The following is a 15,135-nucleotide window of genomic DNA, read 5'->3' on the forward strand; positions in this document are numbered from 1 at the left end:
GTTTTTAATTACTTAGTTTTGAAAGGGAAAATCACGGCGGCGGAGAATAATATGCAGGTTAATATCACGGTCTATTTCGTCGTTTTCTTCTTCTAAAAAGTGTTGTTCTATAACAACACCGTTTTCAGTGTCGAAGAAGCGAACGGTAGTTTTTCCTGAAAAAGTTTTAGCTACTTCGATATCAAAATTACAAACATCAGTTCCCTGGTTTTCCAAATGGGTGCGTAAATGTTCCAATACCTCAAGCGAAATTGGAATCCTATTTAGGTTCATAGAGTTCCCCTCCTTAAGGAAATAAATTTGGGGGTGCCGAGGCCAATATTAAACTCTTCTACGCAATGAACTACTTTTCCTTGTGTTTTTGTATTCCATTTTAGGACTTATTATACTTGAAGTGTTCAGGAGGGATTATAAATGTTGCAAGATTTAACAGAAAGGTTAGGCCGCTTTATGGGATCTTCTGAGAATTATAAGAATTGTTCCCTTGTAATTATTGGTGCACCCATGGATTTTACCGTTAGTTTTCGCCCCGGCACAAGGAATGGCCCGGCGGAAATCAGGAATGTATCAGAGGGGTTAGAGGAATTTAGCTTTGATTTGGGGCTGGACCTGTCGAACCGGTATTTTTTTGATGCAGGGGATATCTTGTTACCTTTAGGCAGCGTGGAAAAGAGCTTGGATTGTATAAAAAATGCGGTGAATATCATTTTAAAAGACGGAAAAAAGCCTTTGGTTTTGGGTGGGGAACATTTGGTAAGTTTGCCGGTGGTGGAGCAAGTTGCCAGGGTATATCCGGAGGTAATAGTGCTTCATTTTGACGCCCATGCCGACCTGCGGGATGAGTATCTTGGAGAAAAACTTTCCCACGCCACCGTAATGAGGCGGATTGCCGAGGTGTTGGGGAGAGAGAGGATTTTTCAATTGGGTATTAGGTCCGGTACCCGTGAGGAATTTCAATGGGGAAGTGAAAACACCCGTATGTACCCGGGCAAGATTTTGGAGCCGTTACGCGATATAATTAACGAAATAAAAAAAGTGCCGGTTTACATTACTTTGGATATCGATGTGGTGGACCCGGCCTTTGCTCCCGGCACAGGTACTCCGGAACCCGGTGGCTGTAGTTCATCGGAGATATTAAGAGCCCTTCATTTGCTTAAGGGTTTAAATGTGGTAGGCATGGACCTGGTTGAAGTGTGTCCGGTGCTAGATAAATCCCAGATAACCGCTTTGCTGGCCGCAAAACTGGTAAGAGATGCCATTTTATTGTTTGGATAAAATGAAAAAAGTTATACTTTGTTGTAAAATACCAATTGACATTTCCCTATAGATTTTGTATACTTAAGATTGTCAGCGATGAGGCTAACGCTGCTGGCGCTGGAAAGCTAGGTCTGGAGCTGTGGTGTAGTCGGTTAACATACCGGCCTGTCAAGCCGGAGATCGCGGGTTCAAGTCCCGTCAGCTCCGCCAATTTGCCACGGTAGCTCAGTTGGTAGAGCAGAGGACTGAAAATCCTCGTGTCGGCGGTTCGATTCCGTCCCGTGGCACCATCTAAAATAAAATATTATAAATTAAGAAATTTGCGGAAGTAGCTCAGTGGTAGAGCATCGCCTTGCCAAGGCGAGGGCCGCGGGTTCGAATCCCGTCTTCCGCTCCATTTTATCTATGGCGACTTAGCCAAGTGGTAAGGCAGAGGACTGCAAATCCTCCATTCGCCGGTTCAAATCCGGCAGTCGCCTCCAGTTTTTTAAATTAAGGGCCTGCAGCTCTTTTAAGGGTTGGAGACCCTTAATTTTTATTTTGTGATAATTTTGCAGTTGCAAACACAAAAGGTTGAATTACTTGCCTGAAGCCAATAAATCCCATACTCTTTGATCTTCCAGGCCCAGTCGCCAGACCCCAATTCCGGGTATCCCATACCTGCGGGTAAGGTTAAGTTTAGCTGCAAAACTGCGGGCATTTTCAAACCAAACAATATGCTGAACGCCATTGACTTGATAGGTGTATGTCGGTTCCTCGGCCGCCTCATCATACCGGATGACGGCCCCGTAACGCTGGGCCCGGGCGATGGCCTGTTCATATGATAGTGTTTCCGGTCTCGTTGCGCCTTCGGCCCAATCGTAACCATATACCGGTACTCCCAGGCGGATTTTTTTTCGCGGGATAACGGAAAGGGCATAAGCCATAACTCTTTGGACAAAACCGATAGAAGCTATGGGGCCGGGCATTGAAAAATGTTCGTCATATGCTAATACATACAATTGATCACTTACCCGGGCCAGGTCCGGGTAACTAAAGGCGCCTGAAAACGGGTGGCGCGGGTTATCTTCGAGCTGGGCCGGTACGGAGATGGTAGTCAAAAACCCATAAGGCTTCAGGGCTTGGTAAAGTTCAGTTATAAACCGGGTCAGGAACGGGCGGTCTTCAGGCGGAATAAACTCGAAGTCAATATTTACCCCGATAAATCTTTTTTGTAAGAGCAAGTTCAGGATACTCTTCACTAAGGTGGAGCGCAATTGATCATTGGTTAATAATCTATGAATTAGGGGACCATATTGAGGGCTGGCGAAATTGTGTACAATGGCTATCATAGGTAAGTTGAATTGTCGTACCACAGCAAAGGTTTCGGGATCGGATTGATCTTCTAATGTGCCTTTGCTGGTTACTCCGAACCAAAAGGGAATTAAGTACGTTATTTGCCCGCCGTGAACCCGCAAGGTATCAAAACCGAGCGGGTCTGTAACATAATACCAGTTATTTTCAAACTGTGTCATAAGTTAAATCCTCCCGTTAAAATTTAATACAGCAAAAAAGTTATTATATATTATGGTATATTTAACCTTTAAGTGACTATTTGCCGGGAAAAGATTAAAAAGGTAACAAGCTTATTCGATTTGGGTAATTGTATAATAAAAAAGTCCAGGACTATAAAAAAGTCCTGGACTTTTTATTACCTGCTCGTGGACTGTGTTAGCTCCTGCACGGTTTTACAACACATTCCATAACCGAGTTCAATAACTCTTGGAACTTTTTTTGCGCCTCAAAGAACTCCTTTATTTTGGGGTGTTCTGACATCTTTAGTTCAGCCTGTTCCATGGCTTTAACATCTTCCGGGCTTAGTTTCTCGCCTTTTTCCTGCTTTTCCTTATACTCCTTTTTCAGGGTGTCATATCGTTTTAATAGTTCCAATGCGGTGGGGTCTCTAAACATTGCTGTCTGTTTCTCTTTGACTTCATTAAATTCTTTTGTTTGCGTTATTAAATTTCCCAATTCGGTGGCCTTTTCCATTACAGCTTGAGACAACGGTTTTTACCTCCCGGAACAAAAAAATTGGCTATATTTGCTAAAAATTTTAATTATGTTAAAAATATTATAACATGTGGAGTCAAATAATAATATGCTTTATTAAAATAAAACTTATTTATTTTATATAAACACTTAGGGGGGGTAGAAATTCCCCCCCTAAATGTTTTAGTGCCCGCCGGAACCCAGTATACCTGAAGCAGCTAGAACGAGAACTATAATTTCAGTGATAACGATGGCAGTATAGGCGTAATCTTTTTTCCTAATGTAGGCCGGTAGTAAAAGTGCCAAATAGCCGATAACGGTTAGAGCTGCTAAAAGGGCAATCCCTATGTAATTAATAAAGTCGCCCTTTTCCAGCATTCCAAGCCATTCCCAGCCTCCTTGCAGGCCGGCTGCGTGTAAAAAGTCCGATGATCTCATACCCCAATACTGCGGCATTTGTGCAGGTTCAATATAAGGGACTAAAATGCCCGTTATATACAAGAAGAAAGTTATTATTAGGATAGCAATGCCTAGCCACGAGCCATAAAGGAGTAGATTTGCGTATTTAATTTGCTCCTGGGGAACTTCCACTTTCCCAATTGTACTTTTGGCATTCTTATCTTTACCCATTGTTTTACCCCCATCCAAACCTTCTAAAATCCGAGGCCCTCTAAAAGGGACCTGATGCCGGCAAATAGCAGCATGGCGATTACCAAGTACCTGACGGCCTTGGGTTTTGCAATGGCTAGAAGTTTTACACCCACCAGGGAACCCAGCATAATCCCCAGAACGGAAGGAACTGCAATAATGGGTAGTACTGCCCCTTGATTAAGGTAAATCCAGGCGGCTGATGTATCGGTAATTGAAAGCAAGAACTTACTGGAGCCCACAGCAACCTTGAGGGGTGCTCCCATAAGAAGGTTTAATACCGGCACGTTTGCCCAGCCGGCACCAAGGCCGAACATCCCTGCTATCAAACCGATGAAGATAAATATTAAAAAGCCTTGGGGTGCTCTCCAAACGGTCCAATCAATCTTTTTATTCAAGGAAGGCTCCCAGTAGGAGCCGGAAATGTCCAGCTTCCTGGTTAAAGCATCCCTTTCCCCTATTTGCGGATATTCACTGTTTTTAGAAAAGATAAACAGTATGGCGATTAAAGTGATAGTAAGACCCAGGCAAATTTTTAATATATTGGTGGGCAGTGCTAAACCTAAAAAGGCACCTATTATACTAAAAGTCGATGCTATAAGGGCCACCGGTAGTGCCAGCCGCAGGTTTGCCAGGTTGGCCTTTAATAAACCGGGCCCCGCGGCAAGGGCACCGGAAAGGGCGACAATTAGGCCCGCGCCCCTTACAAAGTCCAGGTGGAACGGGAAAAAGCTGCCTACAATGGGAACAAATAAAACCCCGCCGCCTACTCCGGCCAATACAGCTGCTATGCCCAAAACAAAGGTGGTTACAAAGAGAAGCAACGGCCATATCCACCAATCAAGGCCTGAATTGCCCGCAGCCGCACTTACGGCTGCACCTGCATCGCCGGCACTTGATGAGACCGTTATGCTTAACTTGGTAAAAAGCTGGCTTACGTTTTGTATTAATTCTAGTATCATTCCTTCCCCTCCCTTAAGAACAAAGCAACAAACCAAAATTCTATTGCCCGGCCCTAATTGCCGTTTGCGAAGCGCCTTTAAATTTTTTTAGACGGCCTCCCCCTCTCCTGTGATTGTTTTTTATATATTTGTGAAAACGAGTATTATCTCTACCTCCGTACAATGCATTTTACATGCCAAAGATGAGTTTAAAACTGGAGATGCTTCTTTTAAGCAAGTAATACCAATGACCATTTTAAAATTTTAAAAGCATCTTTGAGCAGTATGATATGTGAAAAATGGTTCTTTTATTGTAGAATTTCAAACAGTAGTGTTTGGAAATAAACAGTTTTAGTAAGGGCGAGTTGAACCACTTTGAAAGAGCCCGCCCTAAAAGATGAAATAGGGCGGGCTCTTTGGGTTAAAGCTGAATAGCTTACTGCGGCTTGGGCGGATAAGGTGAGATGTAGGGGGCTGACTTTTAAGGTAAATACTGTATACAATTTAAGGATCTAAAAAAGTATTATGTATACTTATCGTAAAAGCATTGACGTGCAGATGGTTAGGCGAATATCCTAGTAAAAAAAGAAATATCTATTTAAAAAAATTATGGTTGGTGGGCTTATTTTTTTTGTAGGAGTGTATTAAGCCAATAGATTTCCCTTTTTAGGGCTATTTATTGGATTTTTATTGTGTTGGAGCTCTTTTCAGGAGGTGAAACTTTTTATGAAATCACTGGTAGGAATTTTAGTGGGAGATAGCTCAGACCGGGAAACTTTGAAGCCGGCTCAAGAAGTTTTAAATGAATTAAATATACCAACTGATATAACTGTTCTATCTGATTACCCGGATCCTCTGGAAAAATTATACCTTTATATGCTTACTGCTGGACTGAAGGGCCTTGAAGTTATTATTGTGGGAGGCGGCAACATACCCTGTCCTGTTTCAGCTTTAAGTTCTATAACCCCGGTACTCATCATTTACGTTCCTAAATCAGTTTCAGACAATGAAGAAACTACTTTCTTGCCAAATATTGCAGATCGCGGAAAAATCCATTCCATTTTGATTACCGACCCGGGAGATGCTTACTCGGCGGGGCTATGGGCGGCCCAAACATTGGCAGCCAAGCACGAGTCAATTTATCACTCTCTTCAAAGTGTAAAGGTAATTTAGTCGAGATAAACATTACTGGAAACTATACCACCAGAAAAGGGCTTTAATATTTGGAGGTGATGAGGGTTAAAAATGTCATTCCCAAAAGTGCTTATAGCTAACCGAGGTGAAATCGCCGTAAGAATTATCCGGGCATGCAAGGAATTAGGGATTAAAGCAGTAACTGTTTTTTCTGAGGCCGATTTTTACTCCCGGCATGTGAGTGAGGCCGATGAAGCTTATTGTATAGGAGCAGCACCGCCTGCCGATAGCTACCTGAGTATTAATAATATTTTAGCCGTAGCTAAAGAAGCTCAAGTGGATGCTGTTCATCCTGGATATGGTTTTTTAGCGGAAAATCCCGAGTTTGCGACAGCTTGTGAGGAAAATGGGTTTGTATTTATCGGGCCCCGGCCCTCTGCCATGGAAATGATGAGTAATAAGGTGGATGCCAGGGAAACTGCCACCCGATTGGGCGTTCCGGTAGTACCGGGAAATTCTAAGCCTATTCGTACCAGGAAGGAGGCACTTCGTATAGCCCGGAAAGTAGGCTACCCGGTGCTGGTTAAACCTTCGGCCGGCGGAGGGGGTCGGGGTTTACGGGTGGCCCAAAATGAACATGAATTGATAGAGTGTTTGGCGTTATCTGAGAGAGAAGCCAGTTTGTCTTTTGCAAATGCCGGGATTTTTATAGAAAAGTATGTGGAAGGGGCACGCCACGTCGAGGTTCAGATTCTGGCGGACAATTACGGAAACATGGTTCACCTGGGAGAGCGGGACTGTACCATTCAACGCCGGCATCAAAAACTAATTGAAGAAAGTCCTTCCCCCGTAGTAAACCAGGAACTGCGGCAAAAGATAGTAGCAGCGGCCCTTAAGTTGGCTGCGGGAATTAATTATAATAATGCCGGCACAGTAGAGTTTATTTTAGACCGGGATGGCAATTTTTACTTTATTGAGATGAATACCCGCATTCAGGTGGAGCATCCTGTTACGGAAATGGTTACCGGGATTGACCTGGTTAAAGAACAAATCCGAATTGCCGCAGGAGAAAAGTTGAATATTTGCCAGGACGATATTACTATAAAGGGTTGGGCACTGGAATGTCGCATTAATGCAGAAGATCCTGAACGAAATTTCTTTCCCAGTCCCGGTTTGATCACCATTTATGAAAAACCAACAGGAGAAGGAATTCGCGTTGACGATTACGTTTATAGCGGGTATACCCTTCCTTACTTTTATGACTCATTAATGGGAAAAGTTATTACCTGGGGTGAAACCCGTGACGAAGCTATCAATCGTATGAAAAAGGCCCTTAGTGAGTTTCGTATCGGGGGAATTAAGACCACCCTACCTTTCCATCAATGGATATTAAATCACCCTTCCTTTATCCGCGGGGAAGTGTATACCACCTTCGTCCAAGAGTTGTTAAATAACTGTGAACCCTTTAAGGACTTGGCAGCAAGATAAGGGAGAGGTTTAATAAATATATAGAGAGAGGCCTTGAAGGAAAATTTTGGGACAAAAAAGTAAAAGGCCTCTCTCAAAAATAGAACTTAAAAACAAAACCTTTTTATTGCAATTAAATGAGATTTTTGTTATACTTTATACGTGTCAACACGACATGTGATGGTTGTTGCCATTAGGTATAAGTTGAAATGTAGATGGTTTTAGAAGTTGTTAAATATAATATTAGAACAAGCCGGAGTGGCGGAACTGGCAGACGCACGGGACTTAAAATCCCGGGGGCCGCGAGGCCCGTACCGGTTCGATTCCGGTCTCCGGCACCAGTAAAATCAAGGGTTTCAGGGTTTTGGGTCACCAGCACAAAGGTGGCCAATTTACTTTTTGGGTGCCCATTTGGTGCCCAAATTTTTTTATGACTGTATCGTGCTGTATGGTCCTGTTTTGAATCTTGGTCGAGCGGTGCGGGTTTATTTATAACAGTTACTTGTATAACCAAGGCAGCTTTTCTGGGCCAGCAGTTTTGCATATGTTTGGCTATCTTTAACAATATGTAAAATCCAGCTTTTCCATTATTTTTTATTTCATAGGATAAAAGTCCTATATAATTAGGCAAAAAGTAATAAAACTATGAAGGATATTTCAGATAGTTGTCGAACGAATCAAAAAAATATAAAAAATAACAATGAAATATGTAAAAATTTGGAAGTTTGTTTCAGGTTGTTAAGAATATATTACATGATCCGTACCTGCAGCAGTACTACCAAAATAACAATAAAGATTAAATAAATGCACTTCCTGCCAAGTGGAAGGTTCAAGATGAAAAAATTGGAGAAGTAGTCAGGCTCCATAAAACAATTGAAGAACTGGAACTTTACACTGTCCTGGGGGGAGGAGGTTATTATCATTTTTAAGGTAGTATTTGCAAATAAAGCGGTTAAGGGCATGGAGCATTTGGTCAATAAATACCTTTTAAATATTGAGGAAAGATTTGAAAACAATCAATACTTGGATATGTTAGTTGTGATAGCTGGATTATTATTATGGGCGGGGGTTTGCTTTTACGCCGGGCTGCAGTATTAATGGTGAAATTCCTGTCCACAAAATTATTCACAACTTATCAACAACCTGGTGATAAGTGTCGTATATTTAAGGCTTTTGTTTTTCAGGTAGGTCGTATTAGGAAAACATTTTGACGTGAGGGTTTAAAGTTTCCCGTTTGTTCCAGGGCAGGTAACAAAAAACGCCCCATGCGGGGCGTTATCCAAAATAAATGCACAGGTCAAGAACCATAACCAGGGGTTGAGCTTGCAGCTGCTTGGCGTCACATTTTTGTTGTGTGTGGCTTTTTTCGTTTTATGTAAAACAAAACGCCCCATTACGGGGCGTTTTGTCTGAAGGAAATAGGAGTGTATATTGGGGCATTGCCGGGATAACAACGGCAAGTTTGCACATGCTTTATTTATTCGACACTGCAATATCCGAAGAAGGGGAACATACCAAACACCAGCAGGATCAGAATCAGAAATAGAATGAAGCTTCCTTTAGATCCACTACCAACGCCTCCGCCATAACCCATTTACACATTCCTCCTTAGTTAAAGTTTTTTGTCTGGCTAATTTATAGTATTCGGCTGAAGAGGAAAGTGTTACTAATTGTTGAATTTTTGCCCAAGGGTTGCTTAAAATCCCGGGGGCTGCGAGGCCCGTACCGGTTCGATTCCGGTCCCCGGTATCAGTCATCCGACTACTACGAATTCCCGTGGCTGGCGATTGGCCGTAAAATTATAAAAGTTGTCACTTTTATTGTGCAAAAGTGCCGGGTAGAAAAGTGGCAATTTGCGGGAAAGCTATCAGTATTACCAAACAGACTATCAGTGCTGCCAGGAAAGGCCATATGCCCTTGAAAATTACTTCCAGGGGTATATCCGGGGCCACCCCCTTGATGATATATACGTTCATACCTACCGGCGGCGTAATTACGCCCATGGCCACTACCATAACAATTATTACCCCGAACCATATGGGGTCGTAGCCGAGGGCTGTGACCACTACGGGGAAAAAGATGGGTATGGTAAGTAGAATCAGTGCCAGTGCATCAATAAAACAGCCAAGTATTAAATATATAAGCAACACAATTCCTACTACAGCAAAGGGCGGCAGGGACAGGGCCCCGGCCCAATTGGCGAATGCAAAGGGGACCTTGCTCACGGCCATAAAGCGGCCGAAGATAATTGCCCCGGCAACCATAAGCATAATCATTGCCGTGGTCCGGGTAGCATCTAAAAGGGAGTTTTTAAACCCCTCCCAATTAAGGCGCCTTCCCAGAAGGGCCACTCCTAAAACGCCGGCCGCACCTACGGCACCAGCTTCCGTAGGGGTAAACCATCCAGCAAAAAGGCCGCCTATGGATATGGAGAATACAACCAACACTTCTCCCAGCCCTCCACGGAGCGCACTGATCCTCTCTTTCCAGCCGGCCCTGGGCCCGGCAGGGGCCAGGGCGGGATTACGGGAAGCAAGGATAAAAATGGCCCCCATATAAAGCAACATAAGAAGAATTCCCGGCACAATGCCGGCCATAAAGAGCTTACCCACCGATTGCTCCGTAGTCATGCCGTAAACGATCATAATTACGCTGGGCGGAATTAAGACACCTAGCACTCCACCAGCGGCAATACTGGCCGTGGCCAGGGAGGCATCATATTTGTATTTTTTCATTTCCGGCAGGGCAATAGCGCCCATAGTTGCTGCCGTAGCCGTGTTGGAGCCACAAATAGCCCCAAAGATGGCGCACGCTGCCTGCGTCGCTATGGCCAGTCCTCCGGGTAAATGTCCAATTAGCTTATAAGCAAAAACATATAGTTTGGAGCCAATTCCGGAATAAAAGGCAAGAAACCCCATCCAAACAAACATGGCGATAACGCTCAGCGAGTGAGAAGAAAATGTAGAAAAGATTTCTTTGGCCACCATGCTAAAGGCCGCGGACGGTGAAACCAGGTAGCTGAACCCCGCAAAGCCTACCAAAGCCATAGCGTAGGCAATGGGCATCCGTAAAATCAAAAGGGCAAAAAAAGCTGCTATGCCAATTATGCCAACAACGAACTCGCTCATCTATTGACTGCCGTCCTTTTTATGGATTCTATCAATCTGACGAACAATACCAGGCTGAGTACGAACAGGCCGAAGGAAACGAGATATACAAAGGGATAGAACGGTATCTGGGTCGTCGGCGCCACCACGCCACTGTCCGTCATGCTGCGGCCGTACTTCCAAATATGCCAGGCAGACAGGCCCCAGAAGCACAGAGCGGCGGCGTTCATAATCACATCAACAGCCGCCTGTATTCTGGGCGGAAAACGGTCTGCCACAAAACTTATGGCAATATGGCCGTTTTGAACGGCGCAGTAAGCTAAAGCCAGGCCAATTACCACTGCCGTTAAAAAGCCCACGTATTCGTAGGTACCCAAAATAGGGCGGTTTAGAAAAGCACGTAATATAATATTGGATATAACCAGTAACATTATGGCCACCATGCATAACCCGGCTATTTTATCCAGTACCCGGCTTAGTCCTGTAACTAAGCCCGCCAATTGTTCCGTGCCGGCCCGCGCCCGCGGCACATATGAGATTTCATAACCGGCCTGCTTTTCTGCGAATTGTTTCATGCCAGTTCATTACCCCCAGCAAGCTTATTTATATTCTTTATTGTATTTGTCGGCCAGTTCCTTAACTGTGTCCAAAATTTCTTGTCCCGGGAGTCCTTTTTCACTCATTTTGGCCACGAACTCGTCCTGAATAGGACTGACGAGGCTAATCCACTTTTTCGCTTCTTCCTCCGGGAGGGTAATGACTTCCATGCCGGCTTCTTCAACTGCCCACTTCAATGCAGCCTCGTTCTGTTTGTCCCACAAGCCCATTGCCACTTCTTTAAAATACTTCTCGTTGACCTCTTCGATAGCCTTTTGAACACCGGGCGGTAAAGAATTCCACTTATCAAGATTCATGGTAATAAAGAACAGAGTGTTATAGAGAAATGGTGTTTTAGTCAAGTAATCGGTAACTTCAGCATGCTTCCAGCCTTTTAAGACTTCAACAGGAGAAAGGTTCCCTTTAACAACTCCTTTGGACAAAGCTTCATAGGCCTCGGACTGGGGCATTGCCACTGGAGTGGCTCCCAGTGTCTCCAGGGTTTTAGCGCTGAGCCCGGTAGCCCTTATCGACAGTCCTTGCAGGTCGCTGAGACTCCGGACTGGAACTTTTGTAAACAAATCTCCTGGCCCGGTGGCGAATACCATCATAAGCTTGGTATCTTGTACTTCTTCTGGGTTAAGGCGTTTGATTCCCTCCCAGGCAACTTTGCTGGCTACCTTGGAGTTAATATAAGTGATACCCGGCAGCTCGAAGGCCTCCATTACCGGGAAACGGCCCCGGGTATAAGCAAAACAAGAAAGACCGATATCAGTAATGCCGTTAACAACCCCGTCATAAATGGTGTCCGCCTTAAGCAAAGTTTGACCGGGATAACTGGTGATTTTTACCTGCCCGTTGGTAGCTTCCTCAATAGCTTTTGCCCAGGGCTGAAGTAAATCTGTCTCAACCGGGTGGGTAGCGGGAAAGAAATGCGCCAGTTTAAGTTCAATTGTTCCCTGTTTACCTTGTTCCTCCGGTGAAGTTTTCGATGAACAGCCGGTTAAAGCAGCCAGCACCATCACCACCAGCAATAACAGGACTTTCCTACTTTTCAACGTTTTTCCCTCCTTAAATTGTTTTTAGCAATAAAAAAAACTCCCGTAGGAGTTTAGAGAGCAGCGGTTAAGCCCCTTTATTCATGAGGGAATAATATATGCAGGCTCATTACCCGTAACATTCATTCCCAAAGTCCATTTTAATTATTATCGTGGTTAAATGGACTCGAGAATTCCATGGGGCAGATTTCCGGTTCCCAGGAAAATACCGCATTCCCTTTTCCTACCGTCTTACCGTCCTACCCTTTTTAAAATTTTACCAGCCGTACTTCAATTTTGAAAGTCTCAGCCATACTGTATAATATTACAATCTATTCGGTGTCATTAAAAGAATTCCTGCATGTCGATAATTTTTTTACTCGATTTTAGAGCTTCCCATTACACTGTATTTTCTTTATTTTTTCTTATTAGGAAGGATGTTTTCAAGATATGGCGAATTACGTTGGTGGGAAGGCTTTACGAAAAACTTTTGGGGATTATGAAAAAGTCCTCAGCCTTGGGGTTGAGGACTATTTTTTTAAAAGGTAGGGTTAAGCAGGAGGTGTTTTTTTGAAGTTATTTTTACTGGCACTTCAATTTCTTACCAGGGTACCTGTTAAAGTGCGCGGAACAGTTGAAGTGGAAGATATGGCCCGGTCTATGGCCTTTTTCCCGCTGATTGGATTATTTCTCGGAGGGGCAGCGGCAGCCCTATATACTTTAATGTCGCATTTTCTGGCTTTTCATGTATGCGACCTTTTAGTCCTGGCATTTTTAATAATAATTACCGGAAACATGCATCTTGATGGATTAATGGATACTGCTGACGGGCTATTCAGCGGAAAATCGCGGGAACGGATATTGGAAATTATGAAAGATAGCCGGGTTGGCTCGCATGGTGTTATCGCAGGAAGCATGATTTTACTTTTAAAATTTGTACTCTTGGGACAGATTCCCCCGGGGATGAGGGCTATTTCCCTGGTGGTTATGCCGGTTTTAGGACGGTGGTCACAAGTATATGGAGCAAAAGTATACCCTTATGCCAGGGTTGGTGGGGGAACGGGAGTTTTTACTGATTATGTGGGGAATTTACAGTTATTATGGGCAACGTTAAGTACCATATTAACAGTTTTACTAATTGTTGGTTATAAAGGCATCTTTTTATTGGGAGTGGTTTTATTAGGGACGGCTTTGTTAGGGTGGTACATATATAAGAAAATTGGCGGGATGACCGGGGATACCTTAGGTGCTGTTACCGAATGTGTTGAGGTTTTGGTTTTATTTACATTACAGTTTTTGTTCTAAGATGTAAATACAGAGTGGAGCGGGTCAGCAAAAATTATCAAATATGGGGACTGGTTCCCCTTCGAGAATGAAGCTTGAAAATTTAAAACATTCAGGAGGGTTCCGGGGCGTTTATATCGAATACCGTCTTGAATTTTGCCACATTCCAGAGCAAAATGTTTCCTGAATTAATTAAGGAATTATTAAGGGAGAGTGGATTTTAGATGAATAACGTGGCGGCCCTTTCGGAGATCAGGGTTCTTGATTTATCCAGGTTGCTGCCCGGGCCCTATTGTTCCATGATGTTAGCGGATTTAGGGGCGGAGGTTATAAAAATTGAAGAGCCCGGCCGGGGCGATTATTTAAGGGAATTTCCTCCTAGAGTTAATAAGGAAAGTGCCATGTATCTGGCCGTAAACCGAAATAAAAAAAGTATGACTTTAAATCTTAAGAGTGAACGGGGCAAGGAAATTTTTTTGAAACTTGTTAAAAGCGCTGACGTTATTTTGGAGGGCTTTCGCCCGGGAGTTATGGACAGGTTGGGCCTGGGTTATCGGGATTTGGAAAAGATAAATCCCGGTATTATTTACTGTTCCATATCGGGTTACGGGCAGGAAGGGCCCTTTGCAAACAAGGCGGGTCATGACATAAATTATTTAGCTCTTGCAGGTATTTTAAGCATCACCGGAACCAGAGAAGAGGTTCCGGCTATACCCGGTGTGCAGATTGCCGATATTGGTGGCGGGGCCATGCTGGCGGCTTTCTGCATCCTTGCGGCGCTTTTTGCCCGAGAAAGGAGCGGGGAAGGCCAGTATATTGATGTTGCCATGATGGACGGGGCGTTATCCTGGCTAAGCATGTATGCCGGCAAATACTTTGCCGACGGGATAGACCCCGGTATGGGTAAGACCATGTTAAACGGCGGTATTCCCTGCTATAACTTATACCGTACAAAAGACGGGCGTTATATGGCCCTCGGTGCGCTGGAACCCCGGTTTTGGGCCGCCTTTTGCAATGCTATTGGACGGGAAGACCTGCTCAATGAGCAGTTTGCTTCCGGTGAGAAGGGCAGGGAAGTAATAGGGGAGTTGGAAAGGATTTTTGCAGAAAAAACTAAGGACGAATGGCTGGAGTTTTTAAAAGGTGTGGACTGTTGCTGCGAACCGGTGAATAATTTTAAAGAGGCCTTTGGGCATCCCCAGGTTAAGTATCGTAATATGGTTAAGGAAATGGAGCATCCCACCGAAGGTAAAATTCAGCTGCTCAATTTTCCGGCCAAACTTTCCAAAACACCGGCGGACATTCGAATGCCGCCTCCTTCGCTGGGTGAGCATACCTTTGAAATTCTTACCGAGCTTGGTTTTAATGAAAATGAAATAAAAAAGCTGGCAGAAGATAAGGTGATTTAAATGGCTGCGCAATAATTACAAGGAAACGAGACTTGACTTTTAACTTTAAAATGCTATAATATATTTTGCTACAACTGAAAAGTGCGGGTGTAGCTCAATGGTAGAGCATCAGCTTCCCAAGCTGAGGGCTGAGGGTTCGATCCCCTTCACCCGCTCCAGTAAAATCAAGGGTTCCGGGGTATTGCAGTAAAGTGTAATACCCCAATTTACTGCAATCTTACTGCAA

14 protein-coding genes and 6 tRNA genes are annotated in these 15,135 nt (G+C 44.0%); 12 read left to right on the plus strand and 8 right to left on the minus strand.

All coding sequences use genetic code 11. The annotated features are described in order from the left end of the window. Positions 1-12 precede the first annotated feature (12 nt). On the minus strand, positions 13-273 hold the full coding sequence (locus tag ACX4JR_RS04980; RefSeq protein WP_476059929.1) for a hypothetical protein: 261 nt from the start codon (positions 271-273) through the stop codon (positions 13-15). A gap of 144 nt (positions 274-417) precedes the next feature. On the opposite strand from ACX4JR_RS04980, the gene speB reads away from it, so the two are divergent. The 5 genes from speB to ACX4JR_RS05005 all read left to right on the plus strand — a co-directional run bounded on the left by speB (position 418) and on the right by ACX4JR_RS05005 (position 1,739). After that, positions 418-1,275 (plus strand): agmatinase, encoded by an 858-nt coding sequence (gene speB, locus ACX4JR_RS04985; protein WP_476060475.1) that lies wholly within the window; start codon positions 418-420, stop codon positions 1,273-1,275. A gap of 115 nt (positions 1,276-1,390) precedes the next feature. Further along, positions 1,391-1,467, plus strand: a tRNA-Asp gene (locus tag ACX4JR_RS04990). A 4-nt stretch (positions 1,468-1,471) separates the two neighbouring features. Continuing rightward, a tRNA-Phe gene (locus ACX4JR_RS04995) sits at positions 1,472-1,547 on the plus strand. Between the two features lie 32 nt (positions 1,548-1,579). Next, positions 1,580-1,654 (plus strand) — tRNA-Gly (locus ACX4JR_RS05000). A gap of 10 nt (positions 1,655-1,664) precedes the next feature. Further along, positions 1,665-1,739 (plus strand) — tRNA-Cys (locus ACX4JR_RS05005). 96 nt (positions 1,740-1,835) lie between these two features. Here the strand turns inward: ACX4JR_RS05005 and ACX4JR_RS05010 are convergent. The 4 genes from ACX4JR_RS05010 to ACX4JR_RS05025 all read right to left on the minus strand — a co-directional run bounded on the left by ACX4JR_RS05010 (position 1,836) and on the right by ACX4JR_RS05025 (position 4,895). Continuing rightward, positions 1,836-2,771, minus strand: coding sequence for a glycosyl hydrolase family 18 protein (locus ACX4JR_RS05010; RefSeq protein WP_476059930.1), 936 nt, complete (start codon positions 2,769-2,771; stop codon positions 1,836-1,838). Between the two features lie 196 nt (positions 2,772-2,967). Beyond that, positions 2,968-3,300 (minus strand): YlbF/YmcA family competence regulator, encoded by a 333-nt coding sequence (locus ACX4JR_RS05015; RefSeq protein ID WP_476059931.1) that lies wholly within the window; start codon positions 3,298-3,300, stop codon positions 2,968-2,970. Positions 3,301-3,468: 168 nt separating this feature from the next. Further along, complete coding sequence (locus ACX4JR_RS05020; RefSeq protein ID WP_476059932.1) at positions 3,469-3,915, minus strand: DUF1634 domain-containing protein; 447 nt, start codon at positions 3,913-3,915, stop codon at positions 3,469-3,471. 23 nt (positions 3,916-3,938) lie between these two features. Further along, a complete protein-coding gene (locus ACX4JR_RS05025; RefSeq protein WP_476059933.1) occupies positions 3,939-4,895 on the minus strand; it encodes a sulfite exporter TauE/SafE family protein in 957 nt (318 codons plus the stop codon). Between the two features lie 705 nt (positions 4,896-5,600). Here ACX4JR_RS05025 and ACX4JR_RS05030 point away from each other — a divergent pair. The 4 genes from ACX4JR_RS05030 to ACX4JR_RS05045 all read left to right on the plus strand — a co-directional run bounded on the left by ACX4JR_RS05030 (position 5,601) and on the right by ACX4JR_RS05045 (position 8,573). After that, positions 5,601-6,047, plus strand: a complete 447-nt coding sequence (locus tag ACX4JR_RS05030) for an AIR carboxylase family protein (RefSeq protein WP_476059934.1) — start codon at positions 5,601-5,603, stop codon at positions 6,045-6,047. Between the two features lie 72 nt (positions 6,048-6,119). Next, entirely contained in the window at positions 6,120-7,496 is a 1,377-nt protein-coding gene (gene accC / locus ACX4JR_RS05035) for an acetyl-CoA carboxylase biotin carboxylase subunit (RefSeq protein WP_476059935.1), read from the plus strand. A 231-nt stretch (positions 7,497-7,727) separates the two neighbouring features. After that, positions 7,728-7,816, plus strand: a tRNA-Leu gene (locus tag ACX4JR_RS05040). A gap of 532 nt (positions 7,817-8,348) precedes the next feature. After that, positions 8,349-8,573 (plus strand): hypothetical protein, encoded by a 225-nt coding sequence (locus ACX4JR_RS05045; RefSeq protein ID WP_476059936.1) that lies wholly within the window; start codon positions 8,349-8,351, stop codon positions 8,571-8,573. 719 nt (positions 8,574-9,292) lie between these two features. Here ACX4JR_RS05045 and ACX4JR_RS05050 read toward each other — a convergent pair. From ACX4JR_RS05050 to ACX4JR_RS05060, 3 genes are read right to left on the minus strand one after another with little or no spacing between them, the layout of a single operon-like run. Beyond that, positions 9,293-10,603, minus strand: a complete 1,311-nt coding sequence (locus tag ACX4JR_RS05050; RefSeq protein ID WP_476059937.1) for a TRAP transporter large permease — start codon at positions 10,601-10,603, stop codon at positions 9,293-9,295. Beyond that, positions 10,600-11,157 (minus strand): TRAP transporter small permease, encoded by a 558-nt coding sequence (locus tag ACX4JR_RS05055; protein ID WP_476059938.1) that lies wholly within the window; start codon positions 11,155-11,157, stop codon positions 10,600-10,602. The genes ACX4JR_RS05050 and ACX4JR_RS05055 overlap by 4 nt, the downstream gene beginning before the upstream one ends. A 24-nt stretch (positions 11,158-11,181) precedes the next feature. Next, positions 11,182-12,237, minus strand: coding sequence for a TRAP transporter substrate-binding protein (locus ACX4JR_RS05060; protein ID WP_476059939.1), 1,056 nt, complete (start codon positions 12,235-12,237; stop codon positions 11,182-11,184). Positions 12,238-12,786: 549 nt separating this feature from the next. On the opposite strand from ACX4JR_RS05060, the gene cobS reads away from it, so the two are divergent. From cobS to ACX4JR_RS05075, 3 genes are all read left to right on the plus strand, one after another. Then, positions 12,787-13,521, plus strand: a complete 735-nt coding sequence (cobS, locus tag ACX4JR_RS05065) for an adenosylcobinamide-GDP ribazoletransferase (protein WP_476059940.1) — start codon at positions 12,787-12,789, stop codon at positions 13,519-13,521. Between the two features lie 203 nt (positions 13,522-13,724). Further along, positions 13,725-14,909, plus strand: coding sequence for a CaiB/BaiF CoA transferase family protein (locus ACX4JR_RS05070; protein WP_476059941.1), 1,185 nt, complete (start codon positions 13,725-13,727; stop codon positions 14,907-14,909). An 83-nt stretch (positions 14,910-14,992) separates the two neighbouring features. Then, positions 14,993-15,067: transfer RNA gene (locus ACX4JR_RS05075), tRNA-Gly, on the plus strand. The last annotated feature ends 68 nt before the right edge of the window (positions 15,068-15,135 follow it).

It is taken from the genome of Desulfofundulus sp. JL263-se, assembly GCF_056316025.1.

Coding starts and splice junctions, on each gene's coding strand:
- ACX4JR_RS04980 (WP_476059929.1), bottom strand. CDS start 273: ATGAACCTAAATAGGATTCCAATTTCGCTTGAGGTATTGGAACATTTA.
- ACX4JR_RS05010 (WP_476059930.1), bottom strand. CDS start 2,771: ATGACACAGTTTGAAAATAACTGGTATTATGTTACAGACCCGCTCGGT.
- ACX4JR_RS05020 (WP_476059932.1), bottom strand. CDS start 3,915: ATGGGTAAAGATAAGAATGCCAAAAGTACAATTGGGAAAGTGGAAGTT.
- ACX4JR_RS05025 (WP_476059933.1), bottom strand. CDS start 4,895: ATGATACTAGAATTAATACAAAACGTAAGCCAGCTTTTTACCAAGTTA.
- ACX4JR_RS05030 (WP_476059934.1), top strand. CDS start 5,601: ATGAAATCACTGGTAGGAATTTTAGTGGGAGATAGCTCAGACCGGGAA.
- accC (WP_476059935.1), top strand. CDS start 6,120: ATGTCATTCCCAAAAGTGCTTATAGCTAACCGAGGTGAAATCGCCGTA.
- ACX4JR_RS05050 (WP_476059937.1), bottom strand. CDS start 10,603: ATGAGCGAGTTCGTTGTTGGCATAATTGGCATAGCAGCTTTTTTTGCC.
- ACX4JR_RS05055 (WP_476059938.1), bottom strand. CDS start 11,157: ATGAAACAATTCGCAGAAAAGCAGGCCGGTTATGAAATCTCATATGTG.
- ACX4JR_RS05070 (WP_476059941.1), top strand. CDS start 13,725: ATGAATAACGTGGCGGCCCTTTCGGAGATCAGGGTTCTTGATTTATCC.